Source organism: Citricoccus muralis (genome assembly GCF_029637705.1).
Taxonomy (GTDB): domain Bacteria; phylum Actinomycetota; class Actinomycetes; order Actinomycetales; family Micrococcaceae; genus CmP2.
This window is the reverse complement of sequence record NZ_CP121252.1, coordinates 278,713-297,587: the sequence shown is the minus strand read 5'-3', so window position 1 is coordinate 297,587 and position 18,875 is coordinate 278,713. Positions and strand designations below refer to the sequence as shown.

General features: G+C 68.7%; 14 protein-coding genes. 7 read left to right on the top strand and 7 right to left on the bottom strand.

What is annotated here, in order from left to right; translation table 11 throughout:
* The first annotated feature begins 4 nt into the window (after positions 1-4).
* Positions 5-181: a hypothetical protein gene (locus tag P8192_RS01310; RefSeq protein ID WP_278157886.1), complete on the top strand. Its 177-nt coding sequence runs from the start codon at positions 5-7 to the stop codon at positions 179-181.
* Here P8192_RS01310 and P8192_RS01305 read toward each other — a convergent pair.
* From P8192_RS01305 to P8192_RS01280, 6 genes are read right to left on the bottom strand one after another with little or no spacing between them, the layout of a single operon-like run.
* Positions 171-1,757: a serine/threonine-protein kinase gene (locus tag P8192_RS01305; protein WP_278157885.1), complete on the bottom strand. Its 1,587-nt coding sequence runs from the start codon at positions 1,755-1,757 to the stop codon at positions 171-173. The genes P8192_RS01310 and P8192_RS01305 overlap by 11 nt on opposite strands.
* Positions 1,754-4,048 (bottom strand): transglutaminase domain-containing protein, encoded by a 2,295-nt coding sequence (locus P8192_RS01300; RefSeq protein ID WP_278157883.1) that lies wholly within the window; start codon positions 4,046-4,048, stop codon positions 1,754-1,756. Before P8192_RS01300 ends, P8192_RS01305 begins: the two co-directional genes overlap by 4 nt.
* Positions 4,045-5,277, bottom strand: coding sequence for a DUF58 domain-containing protein (locus P8192_RS01295; RefSeq protein ID WP_278157881.1), 1,233 nt, complete (start codon positions 5,275-5,277; stop codon positions 4,045-4,047). The genes P8192_RS01300 and P8192_RS01295 overlap by 4 nt, the downstream gene beginning before the upstream one ends.
* Positions 5,274-6,242 (bottom strand): AAA family ATPase, encoded by a 969-nt coding sequence (locus tag P8192_RS01290; protein ID WP_270106619.1) that lies wholly within the window; start codon positions 6,240-6,242, stop codon positions 5,274-5,276. The genes P8192_RS01295 and P8192_RS01290 overlap by 4 nt, the downstream gene beginning before the upstream one ends.
* Before the next feature lie 27 nt (positions 6,243-6,269).
* Entirely contained in the window at positions 6,270-12,476 is a 6,207-nt protein-coding gene (locus P8192_RS01285; protein ID WP_278157880.1) for an Ig-like domain-containing protein, read from the bottom strand.
* A 57-nt stretch (positions 12,477-12,533) separates the two neighbouring features.
* Positions 12,534-13,499 carry a helix-turn-helix domain-containing protein gene (locus tag P8192_RS01280; RefSeq protein ID WP_278157879.1) on the bottom strand — a complete coding sequence of 322 codons (966 nt, stop codon included), beginning with the start codon at positions 13,497-13,499 and terminating at the stop codon, positions 12,534-12,536.
* A 182-nt stretch (positions 13,500-13,681) separates the two neighbouring features.
* On the opposite strand from P8192_RS01280, the gene P8192_RS01275 reads away from it, so the two are divergent.
* The 6 genes from P8192_RS01275 to P8192_RS01250 are packed head-to-tail and all read left to right on the top strand — an operon-like array spanning position 13,682 to position 18,192.
* Positions 13,682-14,125, top strand: a complete 444-nt coding sequence (locus P8192_RS01275) for a carboxymuconolactone decarboxylase family protein (RefSeq protein WP_278157878.1) — start codon at positions 13,682-13,684, stop codon at positions 14,123-14,125.
* The gene (locus tag P8192_RS01270) at positions 14,122-14,997 is read left to right on the top strand and encodes an NAD(P)-dependent oxidoreductase (protein ID WP_278157876.1); all 876 of its coding nucleotides are present in this window, start codon (positions 14,122-14,124) and stop codon (positions 14,995-14,997) included. Before P8192_RS01275 ends, P8192_RS01270 begins: the two co-directional genes overlap by 4 nt.
* Before the next feature lie 24 nt (positions 14,998-15,021).
* Positions 15,022-15,525, top strand: a complete 504-nt coding sequence (locus P8192_RS01265; protein WP_278157875.1) for a TRAP transporter small permease — start codon at positions 15,022-15,024, stop codon at positions 15,523-15,525.
* Positions 15,522-16,463, top strand: coding sequence for a TRAP transporter large permease subunit (locus P8192_RS01260; RefSeq protein ID WP_278157874.1), 942 nt, complete (start codon positions 15,522-15,524; stop codon positions 16,461-16,463). The genes P8192_RS01265 and P8192_RS01260 overlap by 4 nt, the downstream gene beginning before the upstream one ends.
* Positions 16,373-17,005 (top strand): TRAP transporter large permease subunit, encoded by a 633-nt coding sequence (locus tag P8192_RS01255; protein WP_278157873.1) that lies wholly within the window; start codon positions 16,373-16,375, stop codon positions 17,003-17,005. Before P8192_RS01260 ends, P8192_RS01255 begins: the two co-directional genes overlap by 91 nt.
* 44 nt (positions 17,006-17,049) lie before the next feature.
* Complete coding sequence (locus tag P8192_RS01250; protein ID WP_278157872.1) at positions 17,050-18,192, top strand: TRAP transporter substrate-binding protein; 1,143 nt, start codon at positions 17,050-17,052, stop codon at positions 18,190-18,192.
* Here the strand turns inward: P8192_RS01250 and P8192_RS01245 are convergent.
* A complete protein-coding gene (locus tag P8192_RS01245; protein ID WP_278157871.1) occupies positions 18,189-18,851 on the bottom strand; it encodes a hypothetical protein in 663 nt (220 codons plus the stop codon). The two genes, P8192_RS01250 and P8192_RS01245, sit on opposite strands and share 4 nt — an antisense overlap.
* Positions 18,852-18,875: the final 24 nt, after the last annotated feature.

Sequence of the window (18,875 nt, the reverse complement as noted above, 5' to 3'; positions counted from 1 at the left end):
ACGGATGACAGCTGGAAGCACCCTGTCACCTGAAGCAACACCGCCGCGACGCCGGACGCCCGCTGTCATTCTCGGGCTGCTCGTGCTCTGGTGGATGGTGATAGCGGTGGTCGTCTGGACCATCGGCTCCCAGACGACGACGGTGCGGGGAGCCCGCCGGCGGGCCCCAACTAAGGAGTGATGCACTCCGAGACCGACGGCGAGGTGCGGCCGTCGGCGCCGCGGACCCACACCTCGATGCAGTTGGACCCTTCGGCCGCGGGGAACCGCACGGTGGTCTGCGACGTCGTCTGATCAATGGTTTCCAGCCCGCTGCGCTGCACCTGATAGCCGTACGTGGCTCCGGTGATTTCGGGCAGTTGTTCCGGCGCGGTCCAGGTGGCCACGATGGAGCCGTCGGATGCTTCCAGCACCAGCTGACTCACCCCAGGCACGGACTCCACCATGGGTCCCTGCGCGGAGGGTTCCGGTTCTTCGACTTCGGGAGCCTGGGTCCAGCCGCCGCCGCGCAGCATGGTCGTGACCAGCGCGCCGCCCAGCACCAGGGCGGCCACGATGACGAGGCCGATGCCCCACCAGCCCGCTCGCGAGCGGGGCGGCGCCCCCGTGGTGCCCGCGGTCGTGGATGCGGCCGGGGCCGGCTGCTCGCGGGGTAGGCCGGAGTGCTGCAACGAGTCGTGCTGTGAGAAGCCGAAGGACTCGTCGAGCGCGGACGGGGTGCTCGGGACCACGGTGCGATCGTCGTCGTCATCGAGTGGTGTTGGTGGGGCCATCCGCGCCAGGTCGGCGGGGGTGAGGGTGCGGTCGTCGTCCGGCTCGGCCAGCGGCGCGTTGGACGCGGTGGGTGAGTCAGCGGGGTCAGCGTGCAGGTCCAGGGTGGTGACGGGCAGATCGAGCTCACGCTGGATCTGCTGCAGCCGCCTGCCGACATCTGCGGCGGTGGGGCGCTGCAGCGGGTCGGCGGACATGGCCTGGGCCAGCAGGGTCTCCAGGCTGCGCGGCACCTCGCGGCGCCCGGTGGAGGGCACCGGGTCGCGCAGAATCCGCTCGGTCAGCGCCTCAGAAGAGTTGTCGGCCCCGGGGCGCTCGAAGGGCGAGCGCCCGACCAGCCAGGTCCACAGGGTGGCGCCGGCGGAATACACATCCTGGGCGGCGGAGAGGCGCTGCTCGGCGCGGGCGTCCTGGGCCGCACGGTGGACTTCGGGGGCGGCCCAGGGCACGGAGAATCCGCCGTCACCGTAGCGCACCGGCATCCCGGCCATCCCCGAGATCCCGAAATCGGAGAGCACGGGCTGGCCGAAAGCGGTGCGCAGCACATTGGCGGGCTTCACATCGCGGTGCACGATACCCACCGCGTGCACGGTGGCCAGCGCCCCGGCGAGGATCACCCCGGTGCGCAGTGCCTCCGAAAGGGCCAGCGGTTGCTGGTCCCGGTGCCACAGCGGCCCGGCGCAGTATTCCAGGGCCAGCCAGGGTAGCCCCTGAGCGGTCTCCCCGGAGGCGAACAGGGACACCACTCCCGGGTGACTCGACACCTGGGCGAGCACGTTGGCTTCGCGGCGCAACATCGCTTCGGCCCCGCCCCCGGCATCGGGGCGCAGGGTTTTGACGGCGACGTCGCGCTCCGGATGGTGCTGCCGATACCGGTGCACTTCAGCGCTGCCGCCCCGACCCAGCGGCTGAGTCCAGGTGTACCCGGGAATCTGCGGCCCCGGCTGGGCGCCTGCGGGCGGGCTGGTCCGACTCGTGCGGCTCATCGTCTCTCCTTCCGGCGTCGCACCAGCGAGCGCCAGGACATCCGGCTGCGGTGCCGGGCCAGCCACCCGGCCGGTTGCAGGCCACGGTAGCTGCGCTCGGCCAGTTCCCACGCCTGACGACTGGGGTCCTCTGCGTCTGTCCCTGAATCAGTGTCGGCGTCGGTGCCGGAGAACTCGGCCCGGCCCACGGTGCGGGCCAGTTCGGTGACCGCACCCTCGGTGCCGGTGGCGGCGTCGTCAATGACTCCCGCCGATTCGAGCACGGTGGCCGACCGCGGCACGGCGATCCCGACGTCGACAGCATAGTCGGTGACCTCGGTCCAGGCGTGGCGCACCCCGAGCCGGCCGGTAGCTTGCCGACGACGACGCCGACGCCACACCTTGTACAGGGGCACGCCAAGCAGCGGCAGCAACAACAACAGCAGGAACCCGGAGATCCCGGCGATCAGCCCCCAGGGCAGCGGTTGCTCGGGCGGCAGCGGGTCCGGGTTCTCCTCGTCGCGCAGATCGGCCGGCAGTTCCGGGGGCTCCTGAGGCGGTTCCGGGGGTTGCAGCACCTGGGGGCGGGGTACCTGCCGGGGCTCGGGGATCTCGGTCTGCGGAGTCTGGTCCCGCGGCGGCGTCGGGTCGAACGCCACCCAGCCGGCGCCGTCGAACGGGATCTCCACCCACACGTACAGGTCGCGGCCGTGCAGGGTGATGGTGTCAGCACCCGTGGCCGCATCGGGGTCCGGGTAGGCGCCCATCACCACGCGGGCCGGCATCCCCAGGGAGCGGGCGGCCAGGGCCATGGCGGTGGCGTACTGTTCGTCGTCGCCGATCATCTGCTCGGCGTCGATGAGTCGGGCAATCCGTTCGGCGGCGTGACCAGGGCGGGACGGGTTCTCGGTGGAGTTGGCATAGTAGCCGGTGGAGTGGAAGTACTGTTCCAGGGCGCGGGCCTGCTCCAGCGGGGTGGAGACGGCGGAGGTGATCTCCGCGGCCAGGGCGGGCAACGAGGAGGGCACCTGCTCCGGTTCAGGCAGCTGGGCCGAGCCTAAGGAGCGCCCGGAGAGCTGACCTTCACTCCACTGCGGTTCGGTCCAGCCCTGCAGGTGATAGTGCGGCTCGGTATCGGTCGCGGCGGTGGTGAGCAGCGACTGCAGGGTGGGGTCGTAGAACAGGGCGGCGGCGGTCGCTTCGTCGTCGAGCGTGATCTGCTCGGGGTGGCCCACACTGGGCAGCCAGCCGTCCACGCGGCGCAGCTGTTCCACCTCGACGTCGACGGGCTGGCGGGCCCCGTCGGGTACATCGGAGGGGACCTCGGGCAGGGTTTCGCCCACCTGGAAGAACCCTTCGCCCTCGGCGGGTTCGGCGATGCCCCACTGGACGCCGTCGTAGTGGTCCATGGTGGCGATGCGCACCCGAGCGTCCTCGGGCAGGCCGGTGACGCGCAGCAGCGGCTCGTCGGCGAGCTGGGCGTTGAGGTGACGGTACTGCTGCAGCGGGGTGGCCCGTTCCTGGACGCTCAGCGGCGGGGCCAGGTAGCTGCGCAGCACGGTGCGCTCCCCGGCGTTCACCAGCACCGAAGCCAGGGGCACGGCGAGGAGCGCGCTGAGGGTGAGCACGAGTGCGGCAGAGGTGAGCGTGCGGGTGCGGGCTCGACGCCGGATTCTCTGTTCGGCTTCGCCGCGGGCGCGGTGCTGCGGGTTGGGGTCGGACTCCGCGCGGTCCCAGGCAGAGCTGAGCGCCCACCAGATGAGCATGGCCACGGTGCCGGCGAGCGCCCACCATGGTTCGGCGCCGGTGAGCGGCACCGACCAGGCCGCACCCACCAGGTAGAGCGCGACGGGGGCCAGGCTGGCCAGCAGCCAGCGCCCGGAGACCACGGCGAGTCCGCCGAGCACCCCGGTGATCAGGCCCGTGACGTAGGGCAGCACGGCCGGACCGAGGAAGGCACCGGCCGGGGGCACCAGGGTGAGTAGGTCCTTCCAAGAGTGCACCACCTGCAGCACCAGCAGCTGCACGGTTTCCACGGAGGGCAGCACCCCGGCCACCGCGGTGTCGGGCAGGGCGGAGACCGCGCCGAAACCGAGGTAGACGAGCACGGTGACGGCCAGGGTGGACCACCAGCGCCAGGCGAAGGTGCGGGCGGCCACCGCCACCGCCAGGCCCAGTCCGACGCCCCAGCCGGCGGCGCGCAGCCCGGAGCCGTCGCTGAACACGGGCTCGTGGGCGACGATGCCGGGCACCATCAGTGCCAGCAGGACCAAGGTGCCCACCGCTTCCCGCAGCCCGAACCGCGGCGTCATCGCACGACCTCGGCGATGCGCAGCAGGTCGCGCAGCTGCCCGGTGCGCACCCCGTGGGCGTGCTCGAGCTGGAACCGGCTCAGCCGGTCGGCGTCGGCGGGGGCCAGGGTCTGCACGAGCAGCCCGGTGGCGGTGACCGGGATGCGCTGGGCGGCGCGGCGCAACTGCTCGGTGTCCACCCCGGACCCGGTGAACACGGTGACGGCGGAGACCTGGGGCTGTTCGCGCAGGATCCGGTGCACGCTCTCGGCCAGGCTCTCCGTGCTGGTTGAGGTCGCGGTCGACCCGGTGCGGGCGCCGTCGTCGTCTTCCACGAATTCCACCTCGGCGGCGGCGTCGAGCAGGGTCCGGGCGCTGGCCACCGGCAGCGGGGCTCCGCGGGTCAGCCACACACCGACCTCACGGTCCTGGTGGACGGCGTCGAGCCCCACCGAGATCGCCATGGACACCGCCAATTCAGCGGCTTCCCGCGCCCCGCGCCGCGACGAGGACCCACGATAAGACTCCCAGCGGGTGTCGAGCAGCACGGCGTGCTGGAAGCGGCGGGTCTCCTCGAATTGGCGCACCATCATCCGCCCGGTGCGCGCGGTGGTGGGCCAGTGGATGTAGCGGCGGTCATCGCCGGGAACGTAGTCGCGCAGGGCGTGGAAGGAGACATCCGACGGCGAGAGCCGGGGCGCCTGCACGCCCTCGATATCGCGCAGCAACCCGGTGGCGTCGTAGCCGGGCAGCACGGTGGTGGGGTGCACGTAGATCTGCACGGCGTCCGACACCACGGTGGTGCGGGTCATCAGCTGCAGCGGGTCGGCGCGCACAGCGGTGGCCGGGCCCAGGGTCAGCACCTGGCGGCGGTGGGTGGGCAGAGCGATAGAGTGCCGCCAGATCTGCCCGGGGCGCAGGCGCGGCACGGGCACCGCGGCGGTGGACTCCCCCACCGGGATCTGCAGCACCGTGGGCGGGTTCGCTTGCCGGCCGGCGTGCACGGTCACCACGGCGTCGCAGTCGCGCCCCACCACCACGCGGGCGGCGTCGGGTGCGATCTCCACGCGGTACGACACCGTGCGGAACACCATGACGATCCCGCACAGCCAGCACCCGGCCAGAATCAGCGCCATCACCGCGCCGCCCTCCCAGTTCCAGACGAGCGCGAGCAGGATCCCGACGACGAGGCCGGCCAGGCTGAGCGCCCCGGCGGCGGTGGGGAGGAACCGGGCGGAGCGGCCGGTCATTCCTCGCCTCGGCTCGGGGGCACCACCGTATCGAGCGCCTCGCTGATCACCTGGGAGGTGGTGACCCCACTGAACGCAGCATCGGGTTCGAGGGTGATCCGGTGCCCCCACACCGGCTTGGCCAGCGCTTTGACGTCGTCGGGCAGCACATAGGCGCGCCCCTGGGCGGCAGCCCACACCCGGGCGCAGCGCATCATCCCGATCGCCCCGCGCATGGACACCCCGAGCTGGGTGTGGGCGGAGTCGCGGGTGGCTTCGGCGAGCGCGGCCACATAGTCGACGACGGCGCGGTCGGCGTAGGTTTCGGCCACGCGCTGCGACCATTCCAGCACCGTGGGGCCGTCGGTCACCGGGGCCAGGTTCTTGGAGCGGTCCGGGGCGGCCGCCCCCTGCAGCGCCTCGACCACGTGCTCACGGTCGGGGAAGCCCACCGAGGTTTTCATCAGGAACCGGTCCAGCTGGGCCTCGGGCAACCGGTACGTGCCGGCCTGCTCCACCGGGTTCTGGGTGGCGACCACCATGAAGGGTTGCGGGGTGGCGTAGGTGCGCCCGTCCACGGTGACCTGCGATTCCTCCATCACTTCCAGCAGTGCCGACTGGGTTTTCGGTGAGGCCCGGTTGATCTCATCGGCCAGCACAATGGAGGCGAAGATGGGCCCGTGGTGGAAGTCCCAGCCCCGGGTCTCCTGGTCGAAGATGGTCACCCCGGTAATGTCGGAGGGCAGCATGTCGGGGGTGAACTGAATGCGGGATCCCGGGGCGGCCACGGTGGCGGCGATGGCGCGGGCCAGCGCTGTTTTGCCGGTGCCGGGTGCATCCTCCAGCAGCAGGTGCCCGCCGGCGAACAGGCAGGTCAGCGACAACCGGATCACCGAGGTCTTGCCGAGCAGCGCGGTGGAGACATTGTCCACCAGGCCCGCGTACAGTGCGGCGAACTCCCGTGCTTCTGCTTCGCTCAGTGCCATCTGTTCGTTCCGTTCTGTTGGTGCTGTCTAGTCACAGTAAATCCTCGGGGAGGAACCGTTCAGGGCCCAGTTACGGAACCGGTCGCGGTCGGTCTCATCGGTGAGCCAGCCCGGGGTGTCCTCGCCGACGCCGTCGCGGTCCAGCCGCAGACGCGTGGACTGCGATTCCGGGTCACCGGTGGGGCCGTCCTCCGGTTCAGCATCATCTCCGCTGTCGCCGTCACCGTTGTCTTCGTCAGGAAGCTCCCAGGGCATCCAATCGGGACGGTAGGTGCAGGTCACCCGGTCGCCTGCGCGCTCGACGTTCTGGTAGCTGATGGTGATCCGGCGGCAATGGTCGTCGTCGTAGCCGTCATCGCTGCGGCGGCAGGTGTCCAGCCCCAGCAGCAGTTCCGGGGGCACCTGCTCCTGGTAGGTGGTCCAGGCCGAGCAGTTGTCGTCCGCATCACAGGCGCGCAGCCGCACGTCGATGCGCTCACCCGGCCGGGCCCGGGCGATGAATTTCTGACTGTCCGCCCCGCCGTCTTGTTCAACCACGCCGTGGCGCACATCGGACTCGATCCGGGTGATGGTCCGGCCACGCTCGGATCCGGAGCGATCAGCGCGCAGCACAATCTGATCATCGGAGCGCGCGGAGGAGTTCACGGCCAGGGTACCCGGGGTGGAATACACGCGCTCGGCGGAGGTGCCTTGGGAGGTCTCCGACACCGCTTGGGTGCCCTCGGCCACGCCGACGGCGCGCGCCCGCACGGTGGCCCGCTCGCCCACCGTGAAGCCCTTCAGGGTCATGCCCGGGGAGTACTTCACCCAGTTGCCGGAGGCGTTGCGTACCTGCAGCCGGATCTCGGACGAGCGGAAACCGCCCCCGCCCCGGGACTCGACCCCGGTGACGGTGACCTCATCGACGTCGGTGGTCTCCACGGTGGGCGACGACGGCGCGGCCGGGGATCCCAGCGGTCTCACCGTGTCCGAGGTGCGGGTTTCGGAGGGCCCATACTCGGTGGTCTGCATCACCTCGGCGGAGACGGGCGTGCCGAGCTCCACGGTGAACCGCACGGATTTCTGCGGGTGCTCGACGGTGCGGGTCTGCCCGTCGGAGAGCCGGATCTGGGCGCCCCGCACCGGCCGGCCATTGCCATCGGCGTACTCCCAGCCCACGTTCACGGTGGCCGAATCCCGTGCCGCGCTGCCCTGCGACAACGAGACCGAGCGTACGGGTGAGGGGCGACCGAAGGGGATGGCCTCGGCGCTGGTTTCGGAGGACACGGACGGCCGCTCCGCATTGTTGAACGCCTGCACGGTGGCCTGGTAGCTCTGCCCGTTGGTGAGCCCGGTGAACCGGGTGGTCATCGCCCCGGAGCCGGCTTGCACGGTCTGCTTGGCACCGCCGGGCTGCAGGGTCACCTCGTAGTGGGTGATGGGCGACCCTTGAGATACCCCGGGGCTCAGGGTCACATCCACGGCCCGGTCGGCCGGGTCCAGGCGCGGTGCCGGGGGCTGCTCGGGTTGCACGTCCACGAGGATCTCGGAGGACCAGCCGGAGGGTTCGGAGGCGCCCATCTCGTTCTCGGCGGTGACCTGGAAGCTGTGCCGCTCCCCGTTGGTCAGCCCGTCCACGGTGCATTCGGTTTGGGCGCATTCGGTGACCGCCCCATCGCGAGTGCGCACCTGGAACCCGGTGATCGGTGCCCCGTTGTTCGCCCCGGCCTCGAAGCGCACGAGCGCGGTGCCCGGGCCGATCGCCTCGGCGGACACGGAGGTGGGCGGTTCGGGCTTGTCGCGCACGGTGAGGCGGATGGTGCCGATGACCTGCCGGTCCGGATCGGCGGTGGCGTCTTCGAGCACGTAGGTTACGGTCATGGTGCCCAAGAACGACGGCGACGGCGTCACCGAGATGCTCCCGCCTTGCACGTCCACGGTGCCGGAGCCGGCGGTGACCTGCGGGGAGCCCACCACGCGCAGCTCTTCTCCGGGGAACGGGTTGATGGTGTAGTCGGAGACGTCGATCGTCTCGGTCTCACCCGGCATGCCGCGCGGGATCAGCGCATCGGAGACCTGGATGAGCGGACGGTTCGAGGAGGCTACGTGTACCGGGATGGCGCCGTCGACCGCTCCGTGGCCGTCGTCGACGCTGACCTCGATCGACCCGGCCGGGCCGTTGGCTTGCGGGGAGTCCAGTCCCACCGACATCACGCAGCCGGACAGGGAGGCGGTGATGTTGTCGGGCACGGTGCCGAGCCGGTAGTCGAAAGTCTCCGGGTCGGTGCCATCGGGGTCGGTGACCATCTGGCACACGTTGACCTGCACGGGGTCTTCGGCAGCGGCCACGGTGACGGGCGAGGCCCGGAACTCCGGGGGCGAGTTCTGCTCGTCCAGCACCTGAACCGGCAGGGAGAGCCGGGCGCGCAGGCTGCCCCGATCAGCAGAGCCCTCGCCGGTACTGGCCTCGCCGTCGATGACGTCGAAGGTGATGCCGGAGGACCCCTGGAAGTCTTCGTCGGCGGTGACCACCAGCTCGGTGTCGCCGTCGTCGGCTTCGGCCACGCTCAGCCCCGGGGAAGTGCGGATGTTGTGGGAGTCGATCAGCCGTGCGGTGCGGCCGTCGCGCACGGAGACGTGGTCGGCCAGCTCCAGGGTGCGTTGTTCGCCGGCGCGGATCTGCACCCCGCCGGGCACCAGCTGCGGCCGCTCCACCTCGGAGCCGGGCACGGTGACCACCGCGTAGCCCTCGAGCCCGTCCTGATCGCGCACCCCGTACACCACCAGCCGGCGTTGCTCGGTCACCGGGATGATCAGCTGCTGGCCCTCCACGGTGACATCATCAGCGTCATCGACGCCGCCGTCGTCCACGGTGAACACCTCGAGGTCATCGCGGTCGCCGTCGGGGTCGACGTCGTTGTCCACCACGGGCACCGAGACCGCTTCCACCTCGGCAATGTCTTCCTGGGTGACCATGTCGTCCTGAGCGCGCGGGGCTCGCAACGGGGCGTCCTCATCCACGTTCACGGTGAGCGTGCCCTGGGAGGTGCCGCCGCGGTTGTCGGTGACCCGGTACCCGGCGGTGATCGAATCGTTCTGTTCGGGGGCGGAGACGACGACGAGGTCGTTGCGCAAGCTCACCCGCTCGGCGTGGCGCTCGGAGACGGTCAGCCCGTCCTCCACCAGTGCCAGGGCGTCGCCGTCGGGGTCGGAGTCGTTGGCGAGCACGTCCACGGAGACGGTGCGGCCGGGGCGGATCATCACGGTGTCGTTGACGGTGTTGGGCGCCTGGTTGGATTCCGAGGGCTGGGCCACTCCCACCCGGGCACGGCCCAAGGATTGCTTGCCCAGCCGGTCTTCCACAATGAAGGTGAAGGTGTCGGTGCCGGAGGCGCTGGCCGCCGGGGTGTAGTTCAGCGACTGGTTGCCGATCTCCACCAGCCCCATGGACGGCGGCTCCTGAATGCCCACCAGGGTGACGGAGTCGCCGTCGGGATCGGAACCGTCCAGGGCCACCGGGATGCGAGTCTGCTGCCCGGCCACCGACCAGGCCACCACGTCCTGCGGGCTCGGCGCCGTGTTGGTGCCGTCGTCTGGCTCGGTCACCTCAATGGTCACCGTGGAGGAGGCAAAGTTTCTGGCCTCATCGCGCACCGTGTAGGTGAGCCGGTAGAGCCCGGGTTCCTGCCCCGCCCGGAAGCGCACCGTCTCCCCTGAGACGAACGCGAACCCGGCTGACTCCGGGATGTCGTGTTCGAGGTGCTCATCGACCTGCAGGGGCAACCCGTTGACGGAGCGGTCATTCTCCAGCACCGCCACGGAGCCGACGTCGCCGGCGCGCACCTTCAGTCGGTCCTCTTCGGGCTGCGGCGGCGCGGAGGCGTCTTCCTGGGGCACCGGCACCACCAGCACATCAGCGGTCGCTTCATTGCTTCCGTTGGACACGGTGTAGCTGAGCCGGGTGGGCTCGCTCAGTCCTTGGGGTGCCCGGATCCGCAGCAGGTGGTGGTCTTCCAGGGTGACCTGCAGCGGTGAGCCGTCGGGCACCTGAATGCTCTGCACCACCAGCACCCCGCCACCAGGGTCGGAGTCGTTGTTGAGCACCGCGGCCAGGGTCTGCCCGCCCTCGGGCAGCAGTGCCAGGTCGTCTTGGGCCACCGGTTCGGAGTCCTCATTGCGGCCGATCACGTCCACCCGGATCACCCCGGTGGCGGTGTCGGGGCCGTCCGAGACCGTGTACCCCAGGTAATAGGGGCCGGTGGAGGATGCGGTGAACTCGACGGTGCCGGTGTCCAGGTTCGTGGTGACGTCGGTGCCCGGCGGGGCGGGCTCGACGGCGGCCAGGCGCAGCGGATCACCATTGGCGTCGGTGTCGTTGTCCAGCGGGGAAATCGTCACGGATTCGCCCTGCCGGGCCACCACGTGGTCGCCGTTGGCCACCGGGGCGATGTTGCCCACCGGACGCACATCCAGGTTGACCACACCTTCGGCGGATTTCTCGCCGTCGGAGACCACCACGGTGATCCGCTTGACGCCGGGGTCAGAGCCGAGGTCGTTGATCTGCAGGGTGCCCTCCTGCCGGAACTGCACCTGCACCCCTTCGGGCGCCTGCACGTCCTCCAGAAAGAACAGGTCCCCATCGGGGTCTACCCAGTCGGGGAACACGTTGTACTCGGTGCTGGCCCCGGTTTCGACCACCACGGTGGGCACCCGGCGTTGTTCCGGGGCACCGTTGACATCCCAGCCATGTACGTCGATCTGTACCTCGGCGGTGTCTGTGCCGCCGCGCCCGTCCGCGGCCTGATAGGTGAAACTGGAGGAACCGGAGGCACCGTCGGGGGCGTCGTACTGCAGGGCCGCCCCGCCGCGCACCGGGCTGATCGCGGCCGGCCCGTCAATCACGGAGGCGGTAAGCAGGTCCCCGTCCGGGTCGGAGTCGTTCATCAGCACCGGCAGCTGCGTGGACTGCCCCGGACGTACCCCGAACTGGTCAGGTTCGGCGATCGGCGGCTGGTTGTCGCCCTCCCGGTCGGGTTCGGCGATCTCCTGGGACAGCTGGGGGGAGTCTTCCTCTTCCGTCTCGACGTCGAGCTCGGATTCGATCTCGTCCCACTCGGCCACCAGCACCATGTCCTCGTCGGGCAGCCACACGGAACCGTTGCCGGTGTCGTTGAGCACGATGACGTCGCGGTTGACCCGGAACACCGGGGTCTCGGCGTCGGCCAGGGTGTCCACGGTGGTCTCGGTGGAACGGTCCTCGTCCACGCACCAGCGGGAGAACGCCCCGGACCCGGACCAGGCCCCATAGGCGCAGCCGCCCAGCACCGCGGGCGCGGCAGGGGTGCCGGAGGACTGCCCCTCGCCGCCGCGTTCCTGAATGTCTCCCGAGCGCAGGTCCACTTGGTACAATCGCCAGGCGTCGGCCAGCACCACCGAGTCCGCCTCGGGACCGGGCTGCTGTAGCACCACGTCGTCGGCGGGCAGCAGCACCTCGTCGCCGTTCGGCAGGATCAGCATGCCGCGTCCGTGATCGGCGATCACCAGGTTGTCCCCCACCGTGGTGAGGCTGATCTGGGAGGAGAGCTCACCCACCGTCTTGACGTCGACGGTGTAGCCGGTGCCCTCGCGCTGAATGGCGGCGATTTCTTTCGTGCGCGGGGAGACGGCATAGCCCCGCCCCTCGGTGCTCACCACAGCCTGGGCGTCGGGCAGCGTGGGCTCCAGCGCGGTGTCTTCGGTCAGCGAGGTGCGGGTGGCGGTGGCGACGTCGGAGGCCCACACCCGGCCCGCCTCGGCGTCGACCATCAGCGCCTGGTCCCCGCCCTGGACGATCTGCAGATCGGTGTCGGCGGTGGTGGCGGAGGTCAGCGCGGCCATGGCCACATCCACGGTGGCCATCGCCCCGGAGGCGGAGTCGGTGTAGAGAATGTCACGCTCGTGTTGCTGAATGTCGAAGTTCGAGGAGGAGACGCTCAGGGCCGAGTCCAACATCTGGGCCGGATAATTCAGGTGCCCCACGAGCCCCTGCTCGGTGTTGGTCACCCACACTCCGCCCTCGTTGAGGTCCATGCGGGTTTCGGGCACACCGGGGTGCAACACGGCCAGGGTGCCCACGATCAGGGCGACGACGAGGGTGGCAGCGATACCAGCACGACGGCGAATCAGTCGACCGAGCCCTCCGGCGAAGCGTTGGGTTCCACGGCCCACAACGCGCGCGGCATCACGGAACCGGGCACCGCCGGGTCTGCCTGCCATCGGCGCTCCCCTCGATCAGATCTCCTGGGATTATACAGATCCCGGCCGACCTGGGGGTTAATGCTCAAGCGCCGAGCCCTCCACGACCGCGACCTCCTGCCGCATGCTGTGTCGATAGGCACTGGGGCTCATCCCGAAGGCCGACTTGAAGATCCGGCTAAAGTGCGCCGAATCCTGCACTCCCCACCGTGAGGCAATTTGCTGGATCGATAGCTCATGTAGACCAGAGTCCGCGAGATCGAGTCGGCACCGCTCGAGTCGTCTCACCCGAATATACGACGAGACCGTCTCGCCGAATTCTTGGAACGCATACTGCACACTCCGAGTGGAGACGTAGTGCGCACCGGCGATAGTCTCGGAACTGAGCTCGGGGTCATCCAAATGCCGCTCGATGTACAGCTTGTACTCCTCCAGTCGAGCGTACTGCGCCGCGGCCTGATCCGTGTCGGTCTCTTCGATGCCCGTGGTGATCAGGACACCGAGTAGGTTGATGGCGCTGCGCAGGATCCTGCGACCACTGGCACCCTCGAGCTGATCGAGCTCAGCGGCGATGTGCTCCATGAACGGCACCACCAGTCGGCCGATCCCCGTGGTGCCGTCGAGGCGCACCGCCGTCACCCGTCGCAGAATCCGCTGCGGCACATCGATGAACTCATACGGAAACACCATGATCAGCGCCCGCACTGGCTCGGTGAAGGTGAAGGTGTAGGGCCGACTGGTGTCGTAGATGGCCGCGTCCCCGGTCATCAGAGTGGTACTGCGTCCGTCCTGGGCCACCACACCGGATCCGGACAACAGCAGGGAAAGCTTCAGATGGTGCTTGTCTGTGGTGACGATCAGGTTCTCAGTGCGGCTGACTCGGTGGGCTTCAGCCCGAATCTCCGTGAGATTGGCGCCGTCAATCGAGGTGCTGCGGATGCGACCGGTGAAGTGAGGAACGGTGGTGGAGATCGCAATTCTGCCGAACCGGTTGCCCAACAGCTCCTGCCAGGCAGAGAAGGAGTCGGCATTCTTCACTTCCATGACCGCAGTATTCGTGCCGCGAGTCATCGCACCAACCTCCCTTCACTGTGAGCTATTTCATACTAACGTACCGGCCCGCTTGCACCTGTAGACCAAGTTCGTGCGCCTGCGCACAAGAAACCTGCCCCCGCCATCCTCAAGACTGAGGAGACCAACACGCAACGAACGAAATGAGAACCATTGTGATTCGAGACGATCTGTTCGACCGAGGGGTGCAGCAGCGCGAGGCCATGTTCGGTCGAGCCGGTGCCCAGGACCAGGTGGACCACACCACCGAACTAGATGACCGGATGCAGGAGTTCGTCACTCGCACTTGTTTCGGCGACATCTGGCAGCGAGAGGGACTCTCCATCCAGGACCGGAGCAAGATCACGGTCGCGATGATGATCGCCACCGGCAAGGCCCACGAACTACGCATCCACCTCCGCGGTGGGATCAATAACGGGCTGACCGCCCTGGAGCTGCGCGAGATCGCATTGCATTCCATCCTCTACTGCGGGATCCCCGCCGGCGTCGAGGGCATCCGCGCCCTGGAGGAGGTCCTGGCGGAATTCGACAATCACGACCTCAGCGCTCCCGTCGAGTCCCTGACGGACGAACAGAACACAGAAGGGACTATTCGATGACACGCACCGTCGGATTCGTCGGCCTGGGCACCATGGGTGCCCCGATGGCCAGCAACATCATTCGCGACGGCGTCCACGTCCGCCTGCTCGATGCGAACCCGGAGGTGGCACGGGCGCTATCTGCCCAGGTCGGAGGCACCGCCGTCACCGACCTGGAGGGGCTCATCGGATGTGAGGCCATCATTTTCATGCTCCCCACCTCGGCTATCGTCCGCTCAGCCCTGTTCACCGACGACGGCCAGCTACGAGCGCCGCTGACTACCGAGACCCTCCTCATCGACATGAGCTCCTCCGACCCGACCGAAACGCTGGAGACGGGACGGATGCTCCGCGCACACGGGCTGACCCTCGTCGACGCCCCGGTATCTGGTGCCCGCGAGCGCGCCGAGACCGGCACTCTTTCGATCATGCTGGGCGCCCCCGACGACACCACCGCCGAGCGCGCAGAGGTGTTCCTGGCTCCGATGAGCGCCCAGATCTATCGGACCGGGGCGCTGGGCACCGGGCACGCCATGAAGGCACTGAACAACTTCGTTGCTGCGGCCTCCTACACCGCGGCTTCAGAGGCACTCATTGCCGGACAGCGGTTCGGCCTGAATGCGTCCACCATGGTGCAGATCTTCAACGCCTCGACCGGCCAGAGTTTCGTGACCGAACACGTGCTGGAGCCGCACATCGTGCAGGAGCGCTTCGCGACCGGTTTCGCGCTGGGCCTGATGACCAAGGACGTGCGCATCGCCGCGTCGTTGCAGTCAGCCGTGGATCACCACGCCCCGGTCTGCGAGGCGGTCTCCACTTCATTGGGACGGGCGCTGGAGTCCCTGGGCAACGTGGACCACACGAGGGCCTACACCTTCTGGGACGGCGAATAGGGATCGTCGGGAAAGGCGGCAACGATGCAACGCATCATCAATTCTCTCGCCAGCGTCATGGCGATCCTCTCGGCGATGAGCCTCGTGGTTCTTATGATCGCGGTGACCCTGGACGTCACCATCCGATTCACCACGGGCGCCAGCTTGCCGGGCATGGTCGAGGTCGCCGAGTCGAGCCTCGTCGTCGCCGTGTTCTTTGGTATCGCTTGGGCGGGCTTGAACGACGACCACGTCTCGGTAACCCTGGTCACCGACCGCCTCGGACCACGAGCGAACCGCTGGATCACCGTGGCCGTCTGGTCGTTGTCTTCCCTGTTCCTGACCTGGATGACCTACGCGACCAGCCTCCGGGCACTCAACGCCACGGCCAGTCTGGAGGAGCGCTTCGGACTGGTCCGCTGGCCGATGTACCCCTTCCGCTGGGTCGTGGCCGCCGGCGTCGCCGCGTTCCTGCTCGTAGCGGTGCTCAACGTCTGGAAGTCGGTGCGCGACCAGCCGATCGACCCCGCCGAGGGGAGAACCTCATGACACTCACCACCCTCATCATTCTCGTGCTGCTGCTCTTGGCCGTCCTGCTGATCTCCAAGGTGCCGGTGGCGCTCGCCCTGGGCATCAGCGGAACCGTCGGGCTGACCCTGCTCCACGGCTCCGGCCACGCTACCAACGTGCTGGGGGCCGCCCCGTTCAGCCAGGTGTCCAGCTACTCGCTGACCATCATCCCGATGTTCATCCTGATGGGCATGTTCGCCGTGCGGGCCAAGATGGCCGAGCAAGTCTTCGCCATCGCCAACCGGTTCGTCGCCCATCTGCCCGGCGGGCTCGGCGTCGCCACGGTGATGGCCTGCGCCGGATTCTCGGCTGTCTCCGGCTCCTCGATCGGCACGGCCGCCACCATGTCCAAGCTGTCCGTGGCCGAGATGCGCAAACACGGCTATCCGGCGTCGTTCGCCACCGCGCTGGTAGCGGTGGCCGGCACCCTGGGGGCGATGATCCCGCCGAGCACGTTCCTCATCCTCTATGCGGTGCTCGCCCAGGTCTCGATCGCCCGGATGCTCGCCGCCGGGATCATCCCCGGCGTCATCTCCGCCGCTGCTTATATTGCCTACATCATGATCTGGGGGCGCCGAAAGATCGGCTACTCCACCGACAAGGATGATCTGCAGACCGCCCTCGCCCAGGCCTCCGGCGGTGGCGTGGGAGGCGGAGAAGCCCCTCCCGCGGCCACCGTCGGGGGGGGGGGGGGGGGGGGGGGGGGGCCCCCCCCCCCCCCCCCCCCCCCCCCCCCCCCCCCCCCCCCCCCCCCCCCACCCCGCCGTCTCCCACCGCGGACGCAGACCCCTCCCGACTCCCCTGGCGCGGGCTGTTCCGCATTGCCGTGCTGTTCCTCATCGTGTTGGGCGGGATGTACTCGGGGCTGTTCACCTCCACCGAGTCCGCCGCGATCGGCGCCTTGGCCGCCCTGCTGATGCTGGTCGCGGAGAACCGTCGCGAGGGATTCCGCACGCTGATGACGAATTTCCGCCAGGCGCTCTACGACACCAGCACCACCACCGCCATGGTGTTCATGATCATCGTCGGCTCCGCCCTGCTCTCGGCGTTCTTCATCGCGGCGAAGGTGCCGGAGTCAATCACCGAGGGCGTCTCCGGCATCGGGTTGCCGCCCACCCTCACCATGGCGCTGCTACTGCTCTGCCTCATCCCGCTGGGGATGGTCCTGGAGTCGCTGTCCATCCTGGTGATCAGCGTTCCGATCCTGCTGCCGATCGCCCTGGAATTCGGTTTCGACCCGATCTGGCTGGGCATCGTCATCGTGAAGCTGATCGAGATCGGCATGGTCACCCCGCCGGTGGGCATCAACTGCTTCGTCGTCGCCGGGATCTCGAATGTCCGCTCCGAGACGGTGTTCAAGGGGATCCTGCCCTTCTTCTTCATCGACGTCGCGATCACCGCACTGCTCTTCGCGGTGCCCGCCGTCGTGCTCTTCCTTCCGTCCCTGGTCCAAACCTGACGACCTGTCCCTGTTCACCCCTTGATCACCTTTTGGAGGCTCCCATGACCACCCCCACCACCACCGAGAACACCACAGACACCCGGCGCGGCCTGCGCGTCACCGGCGTGCTGGCCGCCAGCGCCCTGGCCCTCACCGCCTGCAGCGGCGTCGTCGACGACGCCGGTGACGGCGAGGCCGTGACCCTGACGCTGGCCACCGCCGCCACGGCCGGAACCCCCAACGCCGCTGTCCAGGACCTCTTCCTGGACCGACTCGAGGAAGCCAGTGACGGCCGCATCGAGATCGATCGCACCGCACCAGAATCGCTGTGCGAGGCGACCGAGATCGTGGAATGCCTGCGCGATGGCCGCGCGGATATTGGCGTCACCGTTCCCGACTACACGCCGCAGTACTTCCCCACCCTGAGCGTCTCCGGCATCCCCTTCCAGGGGCAGAACTCTCAGGCCATCACCCAGACCCTCTATGACATCCACCGCGACTATGAGCCAGCCGTGGCCCGAATGGACGACCAGGGGCTGCACTACGTCTCCGCCTGGCCGGTGGGTCGGCTGCTCTTCGGCGCCCAGGAGCCCATCGAGAGCGCCGAGGACCTGAACGAGCTGCGGATTCGTGCCTCCGGCCCGACCATCCAGCGCATCCTGCAGGATTCCGGGGCGAACATCACCGCCCTTTCGGCCAGTGAGACCTACGAAGCCGTCGAGCGCGGCATCGTCGACTCCGTCGGCGCGGCCGTCGACTTCGCCGTGAACTACCGGCTCATGGAGCTGCTCCCCTACTGGACCGACCCGGGCGTGGGGCAGTACTCGACCTTCGGGATGTGGCTGTCCAAAGACGCCTACGACACGCTCGACCCCGAGCTCCAGACCATCGTGGATGAGGTCGCCCAGGATTTGAATGAAGGCTCCGCGGTGGACGCATTCAACGAAGCCGCTAGCGGGCAGTGCGACGAGCTTGCGGGAGAGTCACGCGTCGAGATGCTCGATGAATGGGACGAGGCCGACCGTGAGGCGTGGGCGGCCGAAGTGGAGGAATCCGGACGCGATGCGTGGATCGCCACCGCGAATGAGCACGGCATGGATGATCCGGAAGCTCTCCTCGAGGAGTACGAGGCGGGGCTGGAGCAGTACCAGGACGCCGACTACGAGGATGCCACGCTGACTTGCGTGCGTAACTTTGCGAACTAGTCGGTCAGGGAGAAGGAGACCGGCTCGGAGCTGATCGCCCCCATAGCCACCGTGATCCGATAGGTTCCCGCGCCCAGCTCGTTCTCGGAGCGTTCGCAGCCGGGCTGGGTGCGGACCTTGTCCCATTCAAAGCGGGAGGTCTCGGTCTGTCCCGGTTCCAGGGTCATCATCTGGTCGGTGCCGTCCACCTGGCAGTCGGTGGTGGCGAAAATCCGGTCCGAGCCGGAGGTCACCGTGAACACCTGCTGGTTGGTGCCGACGTTCGTATCGCACGCCTCGTCGCCGTCGTTGGTGATACTCAGCTCGAAGATGGGGTTTTCGTCGGGACCGTACTCTCGAGCGTCAGCCGAGGCCACTACCGTGAGCTGGTCTTCGGTGCAGGTGCCCTCCAGGTCTCCCGCCTCCGCGCTGCTGGAGTCCGAGGGCGCGGCGGAGGCGCTACCAGCGTCACCTGTCTCCGATGGTGCGGCGCTCTCGGCGCTGGCACTTGGTGAGGCGGTGGGCTCCGGTTCCTCACTGGCGTTACCGGCTCCACGCACCAGCGCCACCACCCAGAACACCAGGGCCACCACGAGGGCGAGCAGCACCAGCGCGGCCACACCCACCACCAGTCGACGGCGGCGGTACACCTCGGGCGGAAGCGGTCTGTGTGTGCTCATGCCTCTAGCTTAACTACAGTGGAG

Excerpts from the sequence above, each read along its gene's own strand:
- P8192_RS01310 (WP_278157886.1), top strand. The coding sequence starts at position 5 with ATGACAGCTGGAAGCACCCTGTCACCTGAAGCAACACCGCCGCGACGC.
- P8192_RS01305 (WP_278157885.1), bottom strand. The coding sequence starts at position 1,757 with ATGAGCCGCACGAGTCGGACCAGCCCGCCCGCAGGCGCCCAGCCGGGG.
- P8192_RS01300 (WP_278157883.1), bottom strand. The coding sequence starts at position 4,048 with ATGACGCCGCGGTTCGGGCTGCGGGAAGCGGTGGGCACCTTGGTCCTG.
- P8192_RS01295 (WP_278157881.1), bottom strand. The coding sequence starts at position 5,277 with ATGACCGGCCGCTCCGCCCGGTTCCTCCCCACCGCCGCCGGGGCGCTC.
- P8192_RS01290 (WP_270106619.1), bottom strand. The coding sequence starts at position 6,242 with ATGGCACTGAGCGAAGCAGAAGCACGGGAGTTCGCCGCACTGTACGCG.
- P8192_RS01285 (WP_278157880.1), bottom strand. The coding sequence starts at position 12,476 with ATGGCAGGCAGACCCGGCGGTGCCCGGTTCCGTGATGCCGCGCGCGTT.
- P8192_RS01280 (WP_278157879.1), bottom strand. The coding sequence starts at position 13,499 with ATGGAAGTGAAGAATGCCGACTCCTTCTCTGCCTGGCAGGAGCTGTTG.
- P8192_RS01270 (WP_278157876.1), top strand. The coding sequence starts at position 14,122 with ATGACACGCACCGTCGGATTCGTCGGCCTGGGCACCATGGGTGCCCCG.
- P8192_RS01265 (WP_278157875.1), top strand. The coding sequence starts at position 15,022 with ATGCAACGCATCATCAATTCTCTCGCCAGCGTCATGGCGATCCTCTCG.
- P8192_RS01260 (WP_278157874.1), top strand. The coding sequence starts at position 15,522 with ATGACACTCACCACCCTCATCATTCTCGTGCTGCTGCTCTTGGCCGTC.
- P8192_RS01250 (WP_278157872.1), top strand. The coding sequence starts at position 17,050 with ATGACCACCCCCACCACCACCGAGAACACCACAGACACCCGGCGCGGC.
- P8192_RS01245 (WP_278157871.1), bottom strand. The coding sequence starts at position 18,851 with ATGAGCACACACAGACCGCTTCCGCCCGAGGTGTACCGCCGCCGTCGA.